Annotated in this window: 18 protein-coding genes; 7 read left to right on the top strand and 11 right to left on the bottom strand. The window is 66.4% G+C overall.

Annotated features, from left to right (window positions below; translation table 11 throughout):
- The 5 genes from pdxA to RTY13_RS12850 all read right to left on the bottom strand — a co-directional run bounded on the left by pdxA (position 1) and on the right by RTY13_RS12850 (position 7252).
- A complete protein-coding gene (pdxA, locus tag RTY13_RS12870; protein WP_312783962.1) occupies positions 1-1017 on the bottom strand; it encodes a 4-hydroxythreonine-4-phosphate dehydrogenase PdxA in 1017 nt (338 codons plus the stop codon).
- Positions 1017-2369: a peptidylprolyl isomerase gene (locus RTY13_RS12865; protein WP_312783961.1), complete on the bottom strand. Its 1353-nt coding sequence runs from the start codon at positions 2367-2369 to the stop codon at positions 1017-1019. Before RTY13_RS12865 ends, pdxA begins: the two co-directional genes overlap by 1 nt.
- Positions 2370-2480: 111 nt before the next feature.
- Positions 2481-4919 (bottom strand): LPS assembly protein LptD, encoded by a 2439-nt coding sequence (locus RTY13_RS12860; RefSeq protein ID WP_312783960.1) that lies wholly within the window; start codon positions 4917-4919, stop codon positions 2481-2483.
- Positions 4920-4958: 39 nt separating this feature from the next.
- Positions 4959-6062 carry an LPS export ABC transporter permease LptG gene (gene lptG / locus RTY13_RS12855; RefSeq protein ID WP_312783959.1) on the bottom strand — a complete coding sequence of 368 codons (1104 nt, stop codon included), beginning with the start codon at positions 6060-6062 and terminating at the stop codon, positions 4959-4961.
- On the bottom strand, positions 6059-7252 hold the full coding sequence (locus tag RTY13_RS12850) for an LptF/LptG family permease (RefSeq protein WP_312783958.1): 1194 nt from the start codon (positions 7250-7252) through the stop codon (positions 6059-6061). The genes lptG and RTY13_RS12850 overlap by 4 nt, the downstream gene beginning before the upstream one ends.
- A 95-nt stretch (positions 7253-7347) precedes the next feature.
- Between RTY13_RS12850 and RTY13_RS12845 the strand changes: the two genes are divergently transcribed.
- The 4 genes from RTY13_RS12845 to RTY13_RS12830 all read left to right on the top strand — a co-directional run bounded on the left by RTY13_RS12845 (position 7348) and on the right by RTY13_RS12830 (position 9958).
- Complete coding sequence (locus RTY13_RS12845) at positions 7348-8823, top strand: leucyl aminopeptidase (protein WP_312783957.1); 1476 nt, start codon at positions 7348-7350, stop codon at positions 8821-8823.
- A gap of 25 nt (positions 8824-8848) precedes the next feature.
- Positions 8849-9310 (top strand): DNA polymerase III subunit chi, encoded by a 462-nt coding sequence (locus tag RTY13_RS12840; protein WP_312783956.1) that lies wholly within the window; start codon positions 8849-8851, stop codon positions 9308-9310.
- A gap of 125 nt (positions 9311-9435) precedes the next feature.
- A complete protein-coding gene (locus RTY13_RS12835; RefSeq protein WP_312783955.1) occupies positions 9436-9645 on the top strand; it encodes a hypothetical protein in 210 nt (69 codons plus the stop codon).
- Between the two features lie 19 nt (positions 9646-9664).
- Entirely contained in the window at positions 9665-9958 is a 294-nt protein-coding gene (locus RTY13_RS12830) for a hemolysin (RefSeq protein WP_312783954.1), read from the top strand.
- A 6-nt stretch (positions 9959-9964) separates the two neighbouring features.
- Here the strand turns inward: RTY13_RS12830 and RTY13_RS12825 are convergent, their stop codons facing one another.
- The 3 genes from RTY13_RS12825 to RTY13_RS12815 form a co-directional block, all read right to left on the bottom strand.
- Positions 9965-10360: a hypothetical protein gene (locus tag RTY13_RS12825; RefSeq protein WP_312783953.1), complete on the bottom strand. Its 396-nt coding sequence runs from the start codon at positions 10358-10360 to the stop codon at positions 9965-9967.
- Positions 10361-10424: 64 nt separating this feature from the next.
- Positions 10425-10682: a DUF2164 domain-containing protein gene (locus RTY13_RS12820; protein ID WP_312783952.1), complete on the bottom strand. Its 258-nt coding sequence runs from the start codon at positions 10680-10682 to the stop codon at positions 10425-10427.
- On the bottom strand, positions 10682-12565 hold the full coding sequence (locus tag RTY13_RS12815; protein WP_312783951.1) for an ABC-F family ATP-binding cassette domain-containing protein: 1884 nt from the start codon (positions 12563-12565) through the stop codon (positions 10682-10684). The genes RTY13_RS12820 and RTY13_RS12815 overlap by 1 nt, the downstream gene beginning before the upstream one ends.
- A gap of 96 nt (positions 12566-12661) precedes the next feature.
- Here RTY13_RS12815 and ndk point away from each other — a divergent pair, with 96 nt between their 5' ends.
- Together ndk and RTY13_RS12805 are read left to right on the top strand one after the other, a co-directional pair.
- Complete coding sequence (gene ndk, locus RTY13_RS12810; protein ID WP_312783949.1) at positions 12662-13081, top strand: nucleoside-diphosphate kinase; 420 nt, start codon at positions 12662-12664, stop codon at positions 13079-13081.
- 152 nt (positions 13082-13233) lie between these two features.
- Positions 13234-13443, top strand: a complete 210-nt coding sequence (locus tag RTY13_RS12805) for a glycine zipper 2TM domain-containing protein (RefSeq protein WP_312783948.1) — start codon at positions 13234-13236, stop codon at positions 13441-13443.
- Between the two features lie 82 nt (positions 13444-13525).
- On the opposite strand, the gene RTY13_RS12800 is transcribed toward RTY13_RS12805, so the two are convergent.
- Together RTY13_RS12800 and purN are read right to left on the bottom strand one after the other, a co-directional pair.
- Positions 13526-15601, bottom strand: coding sequence for a M13-type metalloendopeptidase (locus tag RTY13_RS12800; RefSeq protein ID WP_312783946.1), 2076 nt, complete (start codon positions 15599-15601; stop codon positions 13526-13528).
- A 122-nt stretch (positions 15602-15723) separates the two neighbouring features.
- Positions 15724-16314, bottom strand: coding sequence for a phosphoribosylglycinamide formyltransferase (gene purN, locus RTY13_RS12795; RefSeq protein WP_312783944.1), 591 nt, complete (start codon positions 16312-16314; stop codon positions 15724-15726).
- Positions 16315-16482: 168 nt separating this feature from the next.
- On the opposite strand from purN, the gene RTY13_RS12790 reads away from it, so the two are divergent.
- Positions 16483-18075, top strand: coding sequence for a S10 family serine carboxypeptidase-like protein (locus RTY13_RS12790; protein WP_312783943.1), 1593 nt, complete (start codon positions 16483-16485; stop codon positions 18073-18075).
- A 99-nt stretch (positions 18076-18174) separates the two neighbouring features.
- Here the strand turns inward: RTY13_RS12790 and purM are convergent, their stop codons facing one another.
- The gene (purM, locus tag RTY13_RS12785) at positions 18175-19212 is read right to left on the bottom strand and encodes a phosphoribosylformylglycinamidine cyclo-ligase (RefSeq protein ID WP_312783941.1); all 1038 of its coding nucleotides are present in this window, start codon (positions 19210-19212) and stop codon (positions 18175-18177) included.
- Between the last annotated feature and the right edge of the window lie 23 nt (positions 19213-19235).

The raw sequence follows: 19235 nt of genomic DNA, 5'->3' as shown, positions 1-19235 counted from the left end.
TTAGCGCGTGGCGCGCGCCGCCGCCATCTCTGAAGCCAGTCGCACGGCGGCGATGAAGCTGTCGGCGCGGGCGATCCCCTTTCCGGCGATGTCGAAACCGGTGCCGTGATCGGGCGAGGTGCGGATGATGGGCAGGCCCAGGGTGGCGTTGACCCCGCCCCAGAAGTCCAGCGTCTTGACCGGGATCAGGGCCTGATCGTGATAGAGGCAGACGGTCGCGTCATAGCGGGCGCGCGCCTCGTCGTGGAACAGGGTGTCGGCAGGAAGGGGATCGGTGATGTTCAGCCCCTCGGCGCGCAGGGCGGCGGCGGCGGGGCGCAGGACTTCGACTTCCTGCAGGCCGATCGAACCGCCTTCGCCCGCGTGGGGGTTCAGCGCGGCCATGGCCAGGCGCGGAGCCTTGATGCCGAAATCGCGCTTCATGGATTCGTGGACGACGCGGGCGACGCGCATGACGCGGTCCGCCGTGACCAGTTCGGGCAGCTGGTCGATGGCGACGTGGATGGTCACCAGGCAGGCGCGCAGGTCCTTGGCCGTCAGCATCATGACCGGACCGCGCGTGCCGGAAAACGGCATATCGGCGGTCAGTTCGGCGATGAACTCGGTGTGGCCCGGGAAGCGGAAGCCCGAGGCGTACATGGGCGCCTTGGCGATGGGGGCCGTCACGATCCCGCAGGCCTCGCCCGAGATCGTCAGGTCGACCGCGCGCTCGATCCAGTCGGCCACGGCGACGGCGTTGCGGGGATCGGGCTGGCCCGGCGTGACCGGCGCGGGGGCCGGGTGGTGCAGAACGGGGATGGCGCGGCCGAAGACGGCGGCGGCCTCGGACGGGTTGAAGATCTGCTCGACCTTGGCGCCTTGCGCCGCCAGGACGTCAGCGTCGCCGATGACGGCGAAGGGGACGACGGGGGCTAGCGGGCCGGGCTGCGTGGCCAGAACGGGCCAGGCGCGCGCGATGATTTCCGGCCCCACGCCGGCGGGGTCGCCCATCGTGACGATGAGCGGCCGCATCGTCATTACTGCTTGATCTCGATCAGAGCGTCGGCCCGCAGGTCGCGCAGATAGCGGCGGCCCAGCATGGCATAGTTCTGGTTCTGCAGGCGCGATTCGACCTGTTGGGCCGACGGAGCCTCTGGGCCGCCGAGGCGACGACCGCAGACGGCCAGGATGTGCACGCCCAGCTGGGTGCGCACGACGCTGCTGACCGTGCCGACATCTGCGGAACGGGCGACCTGCTGGAACTGCGGCAGCAGGTTGGCCACGTCGCTTTCACCCAGGTCGGCGCCCAGCATGCCTTGCTCGGCACGGGCGCGTTGCAGGATGTTCTCGCAGGTGGTTCCGCTGCGGATGGCCTCCAGTCGCTGGGTCGCGGCGGCGACATCGGCTTCGTTGGCGGTTTCAGGCAGTTCGATCATGATCTGCTTCATCTGAACCAGGCTGGTCGCAGCGCCCGAGCGCTTGTCGCGCATGTAGAGGATGTAGACGCCGCCATCGACCGGAATGGGGTTGGACAGCTGGCCGACGGCCAGGGTCTCCATCGCCTGCTCCAGGGCGGGCTGAACCGTGCCCTTGACCACCCAGCCGGCGTCGCCGCCGCGCGCCGCCGAAGGCGCAGCCGAAAACTGACGGGCCACGGCCATGAAGGGCGCGCCTTGAACCATTTGCTGGACCAGCTGGCGGGCGCCGTTCATGGCTTCCTGCATGCCGCCGACGCGGCTGGCTTCAAGGTAGATTTCGCCAACCAGATACTGAGGCTTGGTGGCTGCCTCGGTCAGCTGACGCATCGCCTGTTCGACCTGGGTGCGGCTGACCTTGGCCCGGTCGCGGAAACGTCCGCCGACCAGATCGCGCCAGCCGATCTCGGTGCGCAGCTGCTCGCGGAAGGGTTGAGGGCGAATGCCGCCCTGCTCCAGGAAGGCCATGTAGTTGGCGGGCGTGGTTCCGGCCTCGCGCGCCATGCCGGCGATTTCCTCGTCGACTTCCTGATCGGTGATCTTCAGCTGCTCGAACTTGGCGATCTCTGCAGCTTGCAGATGTTGTTCGATGAGGTCGTTGAGCGCCTGCTGCTGAATAGCCCCGATGTTTTCCTCAGTGGGCTGGACCTGCGCCATGGCCATGACGACCAGCATCCGTTGACGCAGGTCGTAGCCGGTGATGATCCGGTCATTGACGGTGGCGATGATGCCGTCCGACATGCGGAACTGGGGCGCGGCCGAGGTTCGTTGGGGCGCTTCTTCCGCGGCGGGGTTGAGCGTTCCGGCCGCCGTCGTCGGTTGAGCCGGAGGCGTCTGGGCCGCCGACTGACCGACGGCCGTACCGGCCATGAGGGCGGCCATGGCCACGCCCGTCGTGTAACGCTTCAAACGCATCGTCAGTCCTGATTCCCTAAAGCCGTCTCTGCTCCGGCTCAGCACCGTCATCGACGGTCCTGAAGCTGGAGGGCGCGCCCCTGTACGCCATGCTTAGCGCATATCATTACGCTAATAGCCTGAACCGCCAAAAGTGGCGAGGTTAAGTCGAACATAGACGCCTTCCGACGGACCGGAGGGACGGACGCGGGTATTGTCGCGTCGCCAGCCCAGTTCGATGCGGAAGCAGTCGTCGTCAAACAGCAGGCCGACTTCCGAACGGGTGATGATGTCGCGTTCCAGGTCGGCGATGCCGTTCACCGCCACGCCCCAGTTGCCGTAGACGAATTGATGCCCCGACAACTGGACGAATTCGTAGTTGCGGTTCAGTGGCCCCGACACCGGGTTGGAGCGGTCGATGATGTAGCTGAGGCTAGCCTGGTTGCGGCGCCCCCATCGGCCGTCCACGGTGGTTTCGCCGCGACGAACATCGCCATTGGGATCGATGGTGGCGTGCGCCCAGCCGCGAATGCGATCGGACGGCGAGAAGGTGGCCTGGACGACCCAGTCCGACGTCCGGTCCGTCAAGCCCGAGGGGTCGTATAGCCGCGTGGGATCGTCCGGGGTCGGGGTGAGGAACTCGGGCTGGTCGTCGGCCCGGATGCTGCGACCGACGAACAGGCTGGCCGATCGCCGGTTGTCCCAGCGCAGGGTGGCGCGGGCGCCCGCCGTGAAGCGCAGCCCGCCCTCCATCAAGTCATGGCCGGGGAAGCGGTCCATGCGGAACAGGGATGTGTGGTCCAATTCCAGCGTCTGGCTGTCTTCATTGGGAATGCGCGGGTCCAGATCGGCGTTGCTCGACGCCGACATCTGGGCCATCGGCTCCAGAATCAGGTCGGCGTCGGTCGAAAGCCGGCGATAGAGCGGGTAGCTGACATCCACGCCCGCGCTGGCCCGGCCACGGGTGAAGGTGTCCGATTCCACCCCCATCATCGGCGGCAGGTCACTGACGGAATAGAGGTCCAGACGGGCGTCCACGAAGGGTTCCCAGCGCACGCCCAGCGGCGAGATGAAGGTGCGACGCCAGTCGACCTGTCCTGAGACGCGACGACTATCTACGCCAGGCAGACCATCGGTCGGGCCAGCAGGGATCAGTTCCGGCGGCAGGGCGGGTGATCCGACAAAGGCGTCTCGGAACAGGGCCACGGCCGAGCCCCGCAGACGCAGACGACCACCGAAGACAGGCGACTCAGGTTCCCAGCGGGCGTCGATCAAGGGCGCCACCAGCGGCAGGGTCTTGTCGTCTTCGAACACGTTCAGCGCCGGCGTCACCGGATCGAACCGAGAGACGCGCAGGCTTTGCATCGAGAAGGCCGCAACGGAGAGGTAGGAGCGATCGGTCTGCCGTTCGGCGTAGATCTGGCTGATCAGACGGCGGCGGTCGCCATAGTAGAGGCCGTTGTCCTGATAGGTGTCGCGGACGTTGTAGCGGTCGAACAGGGTCTTGTCGGAGGTGCGCTCGGCCGTGAATCCCCAACGCCAGGGGCCTTGCAGGTCGAATGCGCCGTGCGCCAGCAGGTAGCTGAGATTGGTGCGGTCGCCGAACCGGACATTGTTTTCAATGACGCCGTCGCCGTTCGTGTCGTAGTCGCCGAAATTGCGCTCGTAGGTATAGCCGCCACGAACCACCAGGGAGCCGCTGTCGAAGCGTCGGCGCCATTGCAGGTTCAAGAAGGGCGCCACATCGGAATTGATCTGGGGGCTGATGAGCCAGTCTTCCGATGGGGAGACGACGTGGAGGTAGGGCAGCTCCAGAGAGACGCCGCGGCCTTCGTCATAGTCAGGGAAGGGGATCAGGAAGCCCGATGCGCGCTCGACGCTGGGATCGGGGTGAGCAAAGGCCGGGAGGTAGAAGAACGGCACCCCACCGACGCGGAAGACGACATTGCGATACAGGATGGCGCGAAGGTCTTGATCCTGCACGGCCTTGTCAGCCTGGATGGAGATACTGGGCTGCTTGGGTCCGTTCACATCGCAGATCGGGCAGGGCGTGAAGATGACGCGGTTCAGTTCGCTGACGTTTTCGGAACGCCGAACCGCCGTGGCCGCCATGAGGCTGGCGCCATTGGCCAGTCGCATGGCCAGATCAGTGGCGACGCCCGCCTTGAGATCACTGTCCAACTCGATGCGGCTGGCATGGACGACCGTGCCGTCGGGTGCGGAAAGCTCTGCATGGCCGGCCGCGGTGGCCACGCCGGTCTTCAGGTCGTAGGTGACGGCTTCCGCACGGATGCTGTGGTCGCGCGCACGAGCGTAAACTCGGTCCTCAGGCGTCCCTCGGGCGGTCACGACATCGCCCGCGCGCTCAGCTGCGTCGGCGTTCACATAGAGGCTGCCGGGCTCCAGACCGTCTGCGGCCGGCGCATTTTGTGCGGGCGTTTGCGGCGCGGGCTGGGGCGATGCGGCGTTCTGAGCCATCGCGGGCAGGGCCGGAAGGCAGGCGAGAACGGCCGCACCGGCCAGGAGGCGGGCGCGCAGGGCTCCCTCTCGGGTTGTGCGGCGATCACTCATGCGAAATCCACTCTTTGCCGGGCGACCGGGACGGTCCGATTAGCCGTCTTCGGTATAAAACAGCAAGGTAAAGGCGGCGAGCGCCGTCAACACGGGCGGCAACCAGGCGGCCAGGAAGGGAGGGACGACCTCGGCTGAGCCCATGGCCGACGAAAACTGGTTCACGAAGAAGAAAGCGAAACCCAGCACGACGGCCGCCACGGTCATCTTGGCAAGATCGCCCAAACGCATCAGCCGCAATGAGAAGGCCGCCGCCAGGATCGACATGGCGGCGAACATCAGAGGCGTGGCCAACAACTGCTGCAGACGCAGTCGATAGGCCGTGGAGGCGAAGCCGGCGTCCTCAATTCTCTGGATCTGGTTCGGCAGCGACCAGAAGGGCGTCGATTGGGGACGCGCAAAGCGCTGGAAGGCTTCTTTGTCCGCGAGGTTCGATGGCAGATCGAGGGTGGCGTAACGCACCGCGCGCTGACCTGTCTGGGCGCCCGTAGCGTCGGTCAGGCGCCAGCGCCCGGCGTTCAGCGTCGCCGTGGCCGCATCGATCCGCTCGGTGAAGGCGCGCCGGCCGCTGGTGGTGGTCGTGTAGATGAAGAAGCTGGCGTCCAGCAGGCGGCCGCTGGCCGGGTCCTGGCGTGCGCCGCGAATGATCATCTGACGTGCGGCGTCGCCTTCACGCAGCCATACGGCCTGTTGGGTCTCGGCGCCCGGCGAGGTGCCGGAGATGCGCCCCCGTTCCCTCTGCCACATCCCGTCGCCCGACGCGGCCATGGGGCCGAATACAGTGACCGTGAGGATGCCCAGGACCAGGGCGCAGCCTGCGGCCGGCAGTACGAAACGCCAGGCCGAAACACCCGCTGCGCGCATGGCGATCAGTTCGCTGCGCCGGTTCAGGCCCACGAAGGCCGCCAAGGTGCCGAACAGGAAGACGAAGGGCAGAAGCTGGACCACCACAGTCGGGGACTTCAGCAGCACCAGCCCGAAGATGCGAGCGCTGGACAACTCGCCGGACGAGTTCAATCCGCGCGACACCTCGACGAAGTCGATCAGCATCACCAGGGCGGTGATGATGGCCAGGGCGACGGCGAGCGCGCGCAGTTGTTGTGTCAGAACATAACGTTCGATGCGACCGAGACGGATCCTCATGCGAACCTTGCCTTGAAACGCTCATAGGGGGCCCAGACGCGCCGCCGATGCGGCTTGAGCGCCCGGAACAGCAGGCGCAGGGCCACGAAGCTGACTCCCAGGGGCAGCAGATACTGAAGCAGATTCAGTGCGCCATTCCAGGCGCTGGCGGCGACCAGGCCGTAGCCGATGACGCGCACGATCAGAAAGACGCCCGCCGCCTTGGCGATCCGACCGCTGTAGCCGGTGCGGCTGAACGATCCGCCGAGGATGGCCGTCAGGGCCAGCGCCATCGCTGCCAGGGCGTAGAGGGGCGAGGCGAGTCGGGAATGGGCTTCGGCCAGCAGTTCGCCACGCGTCCCGGCGCTTTCCAGTTGGGCGGGCGTGGGGTCGAACAGTTCCGTCAGCCACAGGTCCGACGGCTTGAAACGGATGCGCTCGGTCGTCTTGGTATAGGGCGACAGGTCGAACACCTGCTGGTCGAAGGACAGCTGGTTCAGAACGGCGCGCGATGAATACCGCTGCATCGAGCCGTTCTGCATGGTCAGGACCGGCAGGCCGTCGACGCGGCCGAAACGAGCCGATTCGGCGTCCCAGGTCGTCACCGTCTTGCCGTTGTCCAGATAGACGAAGAGGTTCTTCAGCAGGCCGTTCTGCTCGATCTGCTGCACATAGACGGTCAGGCCGCCGGGGCCTTGAACGAACCGACCTTCCTCGACCAGCAGGGCGGCCAGGTCGGTGCGGATGGCGAAGGCCTGACGACGCGCCTCGCGCTGGGCCCAGGGCTGGACGAAGACATTGGTGATCAGGGCGATCACGGCGACGATGACGGCGATCTGGATGGCGGGGCGGATCAGGGACCAGCGGCTGACGCCGGCGGCGTAGGCGGCGGTCAGTTCCTGCTCGCGTTGCAATCGTGTCAGGGCGATCAGGGCGCCGACGAACAGGCCGATGGGCAAGATGACGGCGATCAGCTGGGGCAGGGCCAGCAGGGTCAGCTTGGCCATGACCCAGACGCTCTGACCGCGCTCGACGATGACCTCGAGCTGATCGAGGCTCTGGCTCAACAGGCCGATTCCGGCCAGGGCCGCGCACGCCGCCACGACGGGCAGGCCGATCTGGCGGAAAAGATAGCCCTGAATCAGCGTCATGGTCGGGAAAGAAAGTGTTTCGGGGGCGAGCGAGTTGCAGCCGCGAGCGATGCGGGCCATGTAATACACATCCCAACGCGACGGTGAAACAGCCGCTGCGTTATGTCTGATTCAAGCACGACCGGGGCATGGAACCCTGGCCTGGAGTAGGTTTCATGAAAATCGAGTTCGTCGCTTCCCCCAGCGCCGCTCAGATCCTTGCCGTCCTTGTTCATGAGGGACGCGCGCTGGCTGGAACGGGCTCGGCCCTGGACGCCGCCGCCTCGGGCGCCCTGACTAAGGCTATGGCCAACAGCCGCTTCAATGGCGGCGCCAACAGCCACCTGACCGTTGCGGCTCCGGCCGGCGTGGACGCTAATTCCGTGCTGCTGGTTGGCGCGGGCGCGGCCGACAAGTTCGATGACCTGGCCATCGAGACCGCCGCCGCCGCCGCCTATCACGCCGCCAAGCTGTCGGGCGCGGAAGTCCTGACCATCGACGCCGCCCACCTGTCGGCCGAACAGGCCGCGCGCGCCGGTTTCGCCGTGCGTCTGGCCGCCTACCGCTTCGCCAAATACCTGACCAAGCAGAAGGCCGAGAAGATCCCGTCGGTGACGACGGTGCGCGTCGTGACCTCGGACGCGAAGGCCGCCGAGGCCGCTTTCGCGCCGCTGTCGGCCGTGGCCGACGCCGTGCTGTTCTCGCGCGACCTCGTGTCGGAGCCCGCCAACATCCTGTACCCGGCCGAGTTCGCGCGCCGCGTGAAGGAGCTGGAGGCCCTCGGCGCCAAGGTCGAGATCCTGGGCGAGGCCGAGATGGAGAAGCTGGGCATGGGCTCGCTGCTCGGCGTCGGCCAGGGCTCGGTGCGTGAAAGCCAGCTGGCCGTCATCCAGTGGAACGGCGGCAAGGCGGGCGAAGCCCCCATCGCCTTCGTCGGCAAGGGCGTCTGCTTCGACACCGGCGGCATCAGCCTGAAGCCCGCCGACGGCATGGAAGAGATGAAGTGGGACATGGGCGGCGCCGCCGCCGTGGCCGGCCTGATGCACGCCCTGGCCGGCCGCAAGGCCAAGGTCAACGTCGTCGGCGTCCTGGGCCTGGTCGAGAACATGCCGGACGGAAACGCCCAGCGTCCGGGCGACGTGGTGACCTCCATGTCGGGCCAGACCATCGAAGTGCTGAACACCGACGCCGAAGGCCGCCTCGTCCTGGCCGATGCCCTCTGGTACACGCAGGATCGCTTCAAGCCGAAATTCATGATCGACCTGGCCACCCTGACAGGCGCCATCATCATCTCGCTGGGCCTGGAATACGCGGGCGTCTTCACCAACAGCGACGAACTGGCCGCCAACATCGCCGACGCCGGCCCGAAGGTGGGCGAGAAGTCCTGGCGCATGCCGATCCCGGCTGAGTACGACCGCCACATCGACAGCCCGATCGCCGATGTGAAGAACATGGGCAACGGCCGCGCTGGCGGCTCGATCACCGCCGCCTTGTTCCTGCAACGCTTCACCAACGGCACGCCGTGGGCGCACATCGACATCGCCTCGACCGCCTGGGTGAAGGACTCCAAGAACCCGACCGTGCCGGACGGCGCCGTGGGCTATGGCGTGCGTCTGCTCGACCGCATGGTCGCCGATCACTACGAAGGCTGATCCCTGTTCAGGAAGGTAGGGCCGGGTGTCTGACGCAAAGCCGGAAATCTGGTTCTATCACCTGGAGCGTTCGACGCTCGATCAGGTGCTGCCGGGCCTGCTGGAGAAAACCCTCCAGCGGGGCTGGCGCGCCCTGGTGCGGGGGGCGGTTTCGCACCGCCTCGACGACATCGACGAACACCTTTGGACCTATCGCGACGACAGCTTCCTGCCGCACGGCCTGGCGTCGCAGGACCATGCCGCTCGTCAGCCCATCCTCCTGTCCGAATCAGGCGAGAACCTGAATGGTGCTCAGGCGCTGTTCATCGTCGATGAGGCAGAGCTGGGGGCCACGGAAGGGTACGAGCGGTGCTTCATCATTTTCGACGGACGCAACGAACAGGCGCTGCAGCAGGCGCGCGAGCGCTGGCGCACGCTGAAGGCGGCCGACGCCAACCTGGCCTACTGGAAACAGACGGACGAAGGGCGCTGGGAAAAGGCGGCCTGATCCTTGCGACTGCAGGCCTGATCGTCCTTTCGGCCTGCGCCTCTCCGCCGCCGACGCGACCTGCCCAGCCGGGGAGCGCGCCACGCGTTTCTCCCACCGAACGGCCCTATCTGTCAGAACCGGGCGTGCGCACCGCTGATGCTGACATGTGCAAGGCCGGCGAGCTTCAATGGCTGGTCGGGAAACCGCGGACCGAGATTCCCGTTCCGGTGGATGTGGTGAACCGTCGCGTGGCCTGCACCACCTGTCCCGTCACCGAAGATTATTCGCCTTACCGTTTGAATATTTTCTATAATCAGCAATCCGGCCTGATCGAGCGCGTGAGCTGCGGCTAGGCTGAAACGGAGAGACGCCATGAAGACCATTCTGATGCTGACGGCCTTCGCGGGCTCCGTGGCGCTTTCGGCCTGCGCCCCGACCCAGGACAGCGCACCGGGCGCCGAGCCGACCCCCGTGGCCTGCAAGGCTGGGGACTATCAGGAATATGTCGGCCGCAACCGTTCGACCATTCCAGCCGACGCCCCGCGCGGGCGCATTTTCCGCGTCATGTGCAGCAGTTGCGCGGCCACGATGGATTACCGCGATAACCGCGTGAACTTCACCTACGACGACAAGACCAATGTCGTGACGCGCGTCAGCTGCGGCTGACGCGGATCAGGGGGCGGGCTTGATCGTGACGCGAACCACGTCAGCCCCCTCGGTCCCGACTTCATAGCGGGCGGCGCCGCCGCGCCGCATCATCATCCGCGGGGCGGCGATTTCTTCACCGTTGCGGACCAGATTGACCTCGGTGACCAGCATGTCGTCGGCACCGTCGCCTTGCTGCGCGTAAAGGTTTGTCGAGAAGTCGAAGGTGTCCTTGTCGGCGTTCAACGTCAGGGTCGCAGTGCCGCCGACCGCGACAAAGGTGCTGGCCAGAACCACGTCCTTGCCGCCTTCCATCAGCTGAAGCTCGACCGCGTAGCGCTGCGGGGTCGCGTCCTGCGCCAGTGCGGCGGCGGGCGAGAGCAGGGACGCGGTCAGGGCGAGGGCGACGAAGGTTCTGATCATGGCGGCTCCGAGGGTCTGATGTTCGAAGCTGTCGCATGATTCTCAAGTCTTGAAGAACGCCGATCTATCGAAGCGGCAGCTCGTTCCGCTGCAAGGCGTAGATGGCGTCGGCGATGTCCTCGGCCTTGGCGGTGACCACGGCCTGGGCGTCGGCCAGACCGCGATTGTAGAACCAGCCGCCGATCTGATTGCCGAAGAACTCCAGCACCATTTCGGCTTGAAGCTGGCTGATGTCCTGATCCAGTTCCTTGGCGAAGAAGTCGCGGATGCGGCCGCCGATGGCGACGCGCTCGTCCTTGGTGAACTGGATCGGCTTGGCCATCAGGATACCGCCGCCAGGGCTTCCTCGGCCTCCATCCAGGCGGCCTCGGCGGCTTCCAGTTCGGTCTGGGTCTTGGCGCGGGCGCGCGTCAGGCCTTCCAGCGCCTTGGGGTTTGACACGGCGGCGTTGGCCAGGTCGTCGTCGATGCGGGCGACCTCGGCGGCCAGCGCCGACATGCGCTCCTCGGCCTTCTTCACCGCATGACGCAGGGTCGAGGGCGAGGGGCCGGACTTCTTGTCGTTCTTCTTCTTGCCGCCTTGCGAGGGGGCGGCGGCTGCGGCCTCCTGCTTGATCTGGCTCGGCTTGACGGCGGCGGCCTTGGCGCGATCCAGGACGAACTTCTGATAGTCGTCCATGTCGCCGTCATAGGGCTTCACCGTGCCGTCTGCGGCCAGCCATAGGCGGTCGGCCACCAGCTCCATCAGCGAGCGGTCGTGGGTGATCAGGATGACGGCGCCGCTGTACTCATTCAGGGCGTCCAGCAGGGCGCGGCGGCTGTCGATGTCCAGATGGTTGGTCGGTTCGTCGAGGATGAGGACGTGGGGCGCCTCCATGGCCACCATGTTCAGCAGCAGGCGGGCGCGTTCGCCGCCCGACAGGCTCTCGACCGTGGTTTCCTGCTTTTCGTAGCCCAGACCGAACTGCGCCAGCTTGGAGCGACGGCTGCTTTCGCTGGCGTCCGGCATGGCCCGGCGGATGATCTCCAGCGGGGTGTCGGTCGGGTCCATGGCTTCGATCTGATGCTGGTGGAACCAGCCCACGCGCATCTTCTTGTCGCGGTGCAGTTCGCCCTCGGAGACGTTCAGCGCGCCGGCGATCATCTTGGCGAAGGTCGACTTGCCGGCGCCGTTGACGCCCAGCAGGCCGATGCGGTCGTCCAGGTCCATGCGCAGGTTCAGGTTGCGCAGGATCGACTTGCCGGCCTCATAGCCGACGTTGGCGCGTTCCAGACGGATCAGCGGCGGCGCCAGGGGGCGCGGCGGCGATGGCAGGGTGAAGGGTGCGACGCGCTCCTCGATCGTGGTCGAGACCGGCTCCATCTTGGCCAGACGTTTCATCCGTGACTGGGCCTGGGCGGCCTTGGACGCCTTGGCCTTGAAGCGGTCAACGAAGGCCTGAAGGTGAGCGCGCTCGGCGTCCTGCTTGGCCTTGGCCGACAGCTGCAGGCGGGCCTTCTCGGCGCGCGCCTTCTCGAACATGTCGTAGCCGCCGGTGTAGAGTTCCAGCTTGCGGTTCGCCAGGTGCAGGATGTGGGTGCAGCTGTTGTTCAGCAGTTCACGGTCGTGGCTGATGATCAGGGCCGTGTGCGGGTATTTCTGCAGCCGGCTTTCCAGCCACAGGGCGCCTTCCAGGTCGAGATAGTTGGTCGGTTCGTCGAGCAGCAGCATGTCGGGCTCGGCGAACAGGGCCGCGGCCAGGGCCACGCGCATCCGCCAGCCGCCTGAGAACTCGGACATGGGACGCTGCTGATCTTCCTGGCTGAAGCCCAGGCCGGCCAGGATTTCACCGGCGCGGGCCGGGGCCGAGTCGGCGTCGATGTCGATCAGACGGGCCCAGATCTCGCCCATCTCCTCGGGCTGGGCGGTTTCCAGCCGATTCATCAGTTCGTGACGTTCGACGTCGGCTTCCAGAATGGTGTCCAGCACGCTGTCGGGCGTTGCCGGGTGTTCCTGATCCACCGAACCGACGCGGGCGGTCTTGGGCAGGCTGACCTCGTCGCCGTTGGCGGCCAGTTCGCCCAGAATCAGCTTGAACAGGGTCGACTTGCCGATGCCGTTGCGGCCCACCAGGCCGACTTTCGAGCCCGGCGGCAGGCTGACGGAGGCGTCGTCGAGGAACTGGCGGCCCCAGGCGTTGAACGTCAGGTTGGCGATCTGGAGCATGGAAAACGACTGACGTTGAGGTGGCGGTTGGAAAGCGGGGAGGGCGCCGCTATAAGCCCGCGACCCTCAAACTACCAAACCGCAAAGAGTCTTCCCATGACCGAACGCACTTTCTCGATCATCAAGCCCGACGCCACGCGCCGCAACCTGACCGGCGCGATCAACGCCGTCATCGAAGGCGCTGGCCTGCGCATCGTCGCTCAGCGCCGCATCAAGCTGACCGAAGCCCAGGCCAAGAAGTTCTACGAAGTGCACGCCGAGCGTCCCTTCTACGGCGAACTGGTTGGCCAGATGATCGCTGAGCCGGTCGTCGTCCAGGTGCTGGAAGCCGAAGGCGCCGTCGCCAAGTACCGCGAAGTCATGGGCGCCACCAACCCGAACGACGCCGCTGAAGGCACGATCCGCAAGCTGTTCGCCCTGTCGATCGGCGAAAACTCGGTCCACGGTTCGGACTCGCTGGAAAACGCCGGCATCGAAATCGCTCAGTTCTTCACCGAAGCTGACATCGTTGGCTAAGGGCTTTCTTGTTGGGCTGCGGTCAAAAGGCTCCGCCTTTTCGACCCGACGCAGCCTGGCGAGAGCATAAAGACGGCCCGCCTCCGGAACCGGGGGCGGGCCGTTTCGTTTTCACGGTCCTGTTACCTGTTCAGCCATCAAGGAAGACCGCCATGAAGACGATCCTCAAACTGGCTCCGGTTATCGGCGTCGTGGGCCTGCTGGCCGCCTGCGGCACCACTACGGAACAACGTGCGGCCTCGGGCGCTCTCGGCGGCGCTGTCGCCGGTCAGGCCATCGGCGGCAATACGGGCGCGACCGTCGCCGGCGCCGCGATCGGTGCGGTTGCAGGCGCCGTGACGACCCCCAAGAAGCCGAACTGATTTCGCCCGGGCCTTCTGGATACAAGAACGGCGTCAGTTGCGAAGCTGACGCCGTTTTCGTGCCCGCTATCGGACGCGCCGCTTACCAGATGCGCGCGCGGCTTTCAGGGGCGATGTACTCCGCCTGACCCGGCGTGACGCCGAAGGCGGCGTACCAGGCGTCGATGTTGCGCGGCGGCGTGGCGGCGCGGGCGGCGCCCGGCGAATGCGGGTCGGTGGTCAGTTGCTCCTTCAGAGCCGCCTCGCGCGACTTCTCGCGCCAGACCTGAGCCCAGCCGAGGAAGACGCGCTGATCGCCGGTCAGACCATCGATGACCGGGGCCGGCTGGCCGTTCAGGCTGCGGTGATAGGCGTCCAGCGCCATCAGCAGACCGCCCAGGTCGGCGATGTTCTCGCCCATCGTCAGCGCGCCGTTGATGTGGGCGCCGGGAACAGGCTCCTGAGCATCGTAGAGGGCCCCCAGAACCTTGGCGCGCTCCTCGAAGCGGGCGGCGTCTTCGGGCGTCCACCAGTCGCGCAGCACGCCGTTGGCGTCAGACTTGCGGCCCTGATCGTCGAAGCCATGGGTGATCTCGTGGCCGATGACGGCCCCGATGCCGCCGTAGTTGACCGCAGGGTCAGCGTTCGGGTCGAAGAAGGGCGGCTGCAGGATGGCGGCCGGGAAGACGATCTCGTTGCGCGGCGGGTTGTAATAGGCGTTCACCGTCTGGGGCGTCATGCCCCATTCCAACGGATCAACCGGCTGGCCGATCTTGCCGCGCTTCCAGGCCCAGTCGAAGGCCGAGGCGCGTTCGACGTTGCCGTAGAGGTCGCCGGCCGACAGTTCCAGGCCGTCATAGCTGCGCCACTTGTCCGCATAGCCGATCTTCACGCCGAACTTGGACATCTTCAACAGGGCCTGCTCGCGCGTCGGCTCGCTCATCCAATCCAGATTTTTCAGGCGTTCGGTCATGGCGGCGCTGAGGTTGGCGACCAGGGCTTCCATCTGGGTCTTGGATGAGGCCGGGAAGTGCAGTCGGACGTACTCCTGACCCAGCACCTCGCCTAGCTGGCCGTCGACCAGGGCGACGCCGCGGTTCCAGCGCGGACGGTTCTCGGGCTGCCCGCGCAGGGTCTTGCCGCGGAATTCAAAGCGCGAGTTGACGAAGGCGTCGGACAGGTAGGGGCCGGCCTGATCGACGATCTGGAAAGCTTCCCAGGCCTTCAGCGTGTCCAGCGAGGTCTCGGCGAAGACCTGGGCGATGCCCGGAATCGCCGTGTTTTCCATCAGGACAATGTTCGGCACGTTGCTGATCTGGGCGCCTTGCAGGAAGGCGGTCCAGTCAAAGCCGGGGGCCAGCTTGGCCAGGTCGGCGGTCGCGGCCGGGTTGTAGATCTTGTCGATCTGGCGACGCTCGACCGTGGTCCAGTGTTTCTCGGCGACCTTGGTCTCGAAGGCCAGGATGTCGGCGGCGGCCTGGGCCGGGTTGGCCCAGCCTGCGGCCGTCAGAGCGCGGGTGACATAGGCGACATAGGCTTCACGCTGAGGCGCGAAATCGGCCTTCAGATAGTAGTCGCGGTCGGGCAGGCCGAGGCCGCCCTGGCCCATGTAGGCCGAGTTGAGGTTGGGGTTCTGCAGGTCCTCGAACACGTCGACGCCGAACAGCGAGCCGCCGAAGCCGGCGTGGCTCTCGCCCATCAGGCGGGCCATGCCGCTGTGGTCCGTCACGGCGCGCACGGCCGCCAAATCAGCGGCGAGCGGCTGGGCGCCCAGCTGGTTGACGCGGGCCTCGTCCATGAAGCTGGCGTAGAGGGCGCCGACCTTCTGCGCATTGGCGTTGGTCGGGTTGGCGGCGCTGGCCTCGATGATCGACTTCAGCTGGCTCTGGGCGTTTTCATACAGGACGTCGAACGGGCCGAAACGGGCCTTGTCCGAGGGAATCTCGGTGTTCTTGAGATAGGTCCCGTTGGCGTATTCGTTGAAGTCGTCGCCCGGCTTCACCGCCAGATCGCGACCGTTCAGGTCGAAGCCCCAGGGGTGGATCTGCGGGGCGTCAGTCGAAGCAGAAGCGGCGTGACCGGCGTGACCGGCGTGGGCGTTCTGGGCCGAGGCGGCTTGGGCGGAGAGCGCGAGGGCGAGCGCCAGGCCGGCGGCGCCCATCAGGCGGGTCTTGGACATCGGGTCTTCCCATGTGGAAACAGCGAGCGGTCGCCAGCAGAACTGGTCCGATCGTTCGCGGGGAAACTGCTCCCCCCTGCGACCGCCTGTCGCATTAAAAATCGTTAAGGTTGGGCTGGGCTTCAGCGCGCGACGAAGGCCGCCAGGGTCTGCGGATACAGGCTGTGCTCCGCCGTCTTGACCCGCTCGGCCAGGGTGTCGGCGTCATCGTCGGGCAGGATCGGCACGCGCGCCTGTCCCAGGACGGGGCCTTCGTCGACGCCTTCGGTAACCACGTGGACGGTGCAGCCTGCCTCGGCGTCGCCGGCCTCGATGGCGCGGGCGTGGGTGTTCAGACCGGGATAGAGAGGCAGCAGCGACGGGTGGATGTTCAGCATCCGCCCCGCCCATTTCTGCACCAGCCACGGCGTCAGCAGGCGCATGTAGCCGGCCAGGGCGATGACCTCGACGTCGCGTTCAACCAGTAGGGCGTCGATGGCGCGTTCATGCGCCTCGCGGTCCTTGCCGAACGCCTTGTGCTCGACCGTCAGGGCCTCCACCCCGGCGGCGCGAGCCTTATCCAGACCCGCCACGTCGGCGATGTTGGAAACGACGACCACCACCTCATAGGGCGCGTCCTCCGCCTGGCTGGCGGCGATCAGCGAGGCCATGTTCGAGCCGGAGCCGGAGATCAGCACCGCCACGCGCGTCTTGGGCTTGTGGGTTTCAGTCATGGAGCGGCTCGGGCGACAGATCGGGGAGGCGGGAGGGATGCGACCGTCGTCGCCTCTTGGCAAGCCCATGCCGCTGATCTGGGCGTTATAAAGTCCGTTGCCGGACGGCCCCGCTTGGCGTTAGCGTCCCGGCGCCGGGATGTCCGGCGCGTGAGGGGGAGTTTCATAATGCGTCATCTGCTGACTGCTGCCTGTGCGGCGGTGATCCTGGCTGTGCCGATGGTTTCCACGGCTCAGGAAGCGTCCGGCGGCGGCTCGGGCCCGGTCCGTTCGGCCTCGGACCGTCTGCGCAACGCCAACGCCGAGCAGGTAGAGCGCAACTGGGCCCGCGCCACGCCGGAAGAGAAGGAGGTGACGACCAGCCATTCGATCACCGCCCACGGCCGCGCCATGCGCTACAAGGCCACGGCCGGCACCCTGACCATTCGCGACGACGCGGGCATGCCGACGGCCAGCCTGTTCTACGTCGCCTATACCCTGGACGGCCAGCCGGTCGGGCGTCGGCCGGTGACCTACCTCTACAACGGCGGGCCGGGCTCGCCGACGGTCTGGCTGCACATGGGCGCCTTCGGGCCGGTCCGGGTGCTGACGGATGATCCGGTGGTCGAGCGCCCGGCGCCCTTCAACGTCGGCCCCAACGACATGACCCTGCTGGACAAGACCGATCTGGTCTTCATCGACATGGTCGGCGCCGGGTATTCGCGCCCGCTGGCCGAGACGCCGGGTTCGACCTTCTGGGGCGTGGATCAGGACGCCGACGCCTTCACCCGCGCCATCATGCGCTACACGAGCAAGTTCAACCGCTGGTCCAGCCCGAAATACGTCTTGGGCGAAAGCTACGGCACCCTGCGAACGGGCGCCGTGGCGCATCAGCTGGAAAGCCGCGGCATGTCGCTGAACGGCGTCATCCTGCTGTCGTCGATCATGAACTACGGCGTGCGCCAGCCGGGCTATGCGCAGAACTTCATCACCTTGCTGCCGACCTATGCGGCGACGGCCTGGTATCACAACAAGGTGCCGAACCGTCCCGCCACGGTTGAAGCCCACGTCCAGAGGGCGCGTGACTTCGCCATGGGGCCCTATGCGGCCGCTCTGGCCAAGGGGCACATGATCTCGGACGCCGAACGCGCCAGCATCGCCCAGCAAATGAGCGACCTGATCGGCGTCTCGCCGACCTTCATCGACAACGCCAACCTGAGGGTCGAGCTGTCGCCGTTCCGCAAGGAGCTGCTGCGGGATCGTCGCGAGACCATCGGCCGTTTGGACACCCGCTATCTGGGCATGGACGCCGACGCCGTGGGCGGCGAGCCGGAGGAAGACCCGTCGAGCAGCGCCATCACCGGGGCCTATTTCGGCGTCTTCAACGACTACATCGCCAATACGCTGAATTTCCGCACCGACATGGACTATCGCCAGTCGGCGCGCGGCTTGCCGGGATTCAACTGGAACTGGAGTCACCGTCCGCCTGTGGGCGGGATGCAGACCACGCCGAACACGGCGATCGATCTGGCCACGACCATGCGGCGCAATCCGCATCTGAAGGTGCTGGCGCTGAACGGCTACTATGACGCAGCCACGCCCTTCTTCTCGACCGAGTTCGACCTGGCCCAGATGATGCTGGAACCCAAGCTGCGTCAGAACCTGGAGTTCACCTACTATGAGGGCGGGCACATGATGTACACGAGCCGCAAGGCGCTCGAGGAACTGCACGTCGATCTGGCCAAGTTCTACGACGAGACCGAGAACGGCGGCGTGCGCTGATCCGATTTTGCTCACTCCGGCTTCGGTCGGGGTGAGCGGACCAAAGAAAAAGGCCCCGGTCTCGCGACCGGGGCCTTTGTCGTTTCAGGCGGTGGAAGCTCAGGCGGCTTCCAGTTGTCCGCAGATGAAGGCTTCCTCGCCGGCGTTCAGCAGGGCGGCCAGGACCGGCTCGGCGTTTTCCGGCGAGACGATCAGGATGAAGCCGACGCCGCAGTTGAAGGTGCGGCGCAGTTCATGGTCGGAAATGCCGCCGACCTGACCCAGCCATTCGAAGACGGGGGGCAATGCCCAGGCGTTCCAGTCGAAAGCGGCCTGCAGGCCCTCGGCGATGCAGCGCGGCGGGTTTTCGATCAGGCCGCCGCCCGTGATGTGGGCCGCGCCCTTGATCAGACCGGCCTTCATCAGCGGCAGGACCGGCTTCACATAGATGCGGGTCGGCTCCATCAGGGCCTGGGCCAGGGTCTTGTCCTTGGCGAAGGGAGCGTCGTCGCCCCAGGCCAGGCCGGACTTTTCGACCACCTTGCGGATCAGCGAGTAGCCGTTGGAGTGCGGACCCGAGGAGGCCAGACCGATGATGATGTCGCCGACCTTCTGCTGGTCCAGATAGGGCAGAACCTGACCGCGCTCGACCGCGCCGACCGAGAAGCCGGCCAGATCATAGTCGCCGCCCGAATACATGCCGGGCATTTCGGCCGTTTCGCCGCCGACCAGGGCGCTGCCCGACTGGCGGCAGCCCTCGGCGATGCCGGCGACGACGCGACGCGCGGCGTCCACGTCCAGCTTGCCGGTGGCGTAGTAGTCCAGGAACATCAGCGGCTCGGCGCCCTGCGCCAGCAGGTCGTTGACGCACATGGCGACCAGATCGACGCCCACGCCGTCGTGACGGCCGGTTTCGATGGCGATCTTCAGCTTGGTGCCGACGCCGTCCGTCGTGGTGACGATCAGCGGGTCTTCAAAACCGGCGGCCTTCAGGTCGAACAGGGCGCCGAATCCGCCCAGCGAAGCCTCGGCGCCGGGGCGGCGAGTCGACTTGGCCAGGGGCTTGATCGCGTCGACCAACATTTCTCCGGCGTCGATATCCACGCCCGCATCGGCGTAGGTAAGGCCGTTTTTCAGGGTTTCAGGGGTGTCGCTCATCGGTCACGGCTCGAAATCGGGGG

Origin of the sequence: Brevundimonas sp. (genome assembly GCF_032055285.1) — a bacterium.
GTDB lineage: Bacteria > Pseudomonadota > Alphaproteobacteria > Caulobacterales > Caulobacteraceae > Brevundimonas.
Note: the sequence above shows the minus strand (reverse complement) of the source record. Positions and strands in the feature narration are given on the sequence as shown.

Coding starts and splice junctions, on each gene's coding strand:
- RTY13_RS12860 (WP_312783960.1), bottom strand. CDS start 4,919: ATGAGTGATCGCCGCACAACCCGAGAGGGAGCCCTGCGCGCCCGCCTC.
- RTY13_RS12815 (WP_312783951.1), bottom strand. CDS start 12,565: ATGCTCCAGATCGCCAACCTGACGTTCAACGCCTGGGGCCGCCAGTTC.
- RTY13_RS12820 (WP_312783952.1), bottom strand. CDS start 10,682: ATGGCCAAGCCGATCCAGTTCACCAAGGACGAGCGCGTCGCCATCGGC.
- RTY13_RS12830 (WP_312783954.1), top strand. CDS start 9,665: ATGAAGACCATTCTGATGCTGACGGCCTTCGCGGGCTCCGTGGCGCTT.
- lptG (WP_312783959.1), bottom strand. CDS start 6,062: ATGAGGATCCGTCTCGGTCGCATCGAACGTTATGTTCTGACACAACAA.
- RTY13_RS12845 (WP_312783957.1), top strand. CDS start 7,348: ATGAAAATCGAGTTCGTCGCTTCCCCCAGCGCCGCTCAGATCCTTGCC.
- pdxA (WP_312783962.1), bottom strand. CDS start 1,017: ATGACGATGCGGCCGCTCATCGTCACGATGGGCGACCCCGCCGGCGTG.
- purM (WP_312783941.1), bottom strand. CDS start 19,212: ATGAGCGACACCCCTGAAACCCTGAAAAACGGCCTTACCTACGCCGAT.
- purN (WP_312783944.1), bottom strand. CDS start 16,314: ATGACTGAAACCCACAAGCCCAAGACGCGCGTGGCGGTGCTGATCTCC.
- RTY13_RS12825 (WP_312783953.1), bottom strand. CDS start 10,360: ATGATCAGAACCTTCGTCGCCCTCGCCCTGACCGCGTCCCTGCTCTCG.
- RTY13_RS12805 (WP_312783948.1), top strand. CDS start 13,234: ATGAAGACGATCCTCAAACTGGCTCCGGTTATCGGCGTCGTGGGCCTG.
- RTY13_RS12800 (WP_312783946.1), bottom strand. CDS start 15,601: ATGTCCAAGACCCGCCTGATGGGCGCCGCCGGCCTGGCGCTCGCCCTC.
- RTY13_RS12850 (WP_312783958.1), bottom strand. CDS start 7,252: ATGGCCCGCATCGCTCGCGGCTGCAACTCGCTCGCCCCCGAAACACTT.
- RTY13_RS12790 (WP_312783943.1), top strand. CDS start 16,483: ATGCGTCATCTGCTGACTGCTGCCTGTGCGGCGGTGATCCTGGCTGTG.
- ndk (WP_312783949.1), top strand. CDS start 12,662: ATGACCGAACGCACTTTCTCGATCATCAAGCCCGACGCCACGCGCCGC.
- RTY13_RS12865 (WP_312783961.1), bottom strand. CDS start 2,369: ATGCGTTTGAAGCGTTACACGACGGGCGTGGCCATGGCCGCCCTCATG.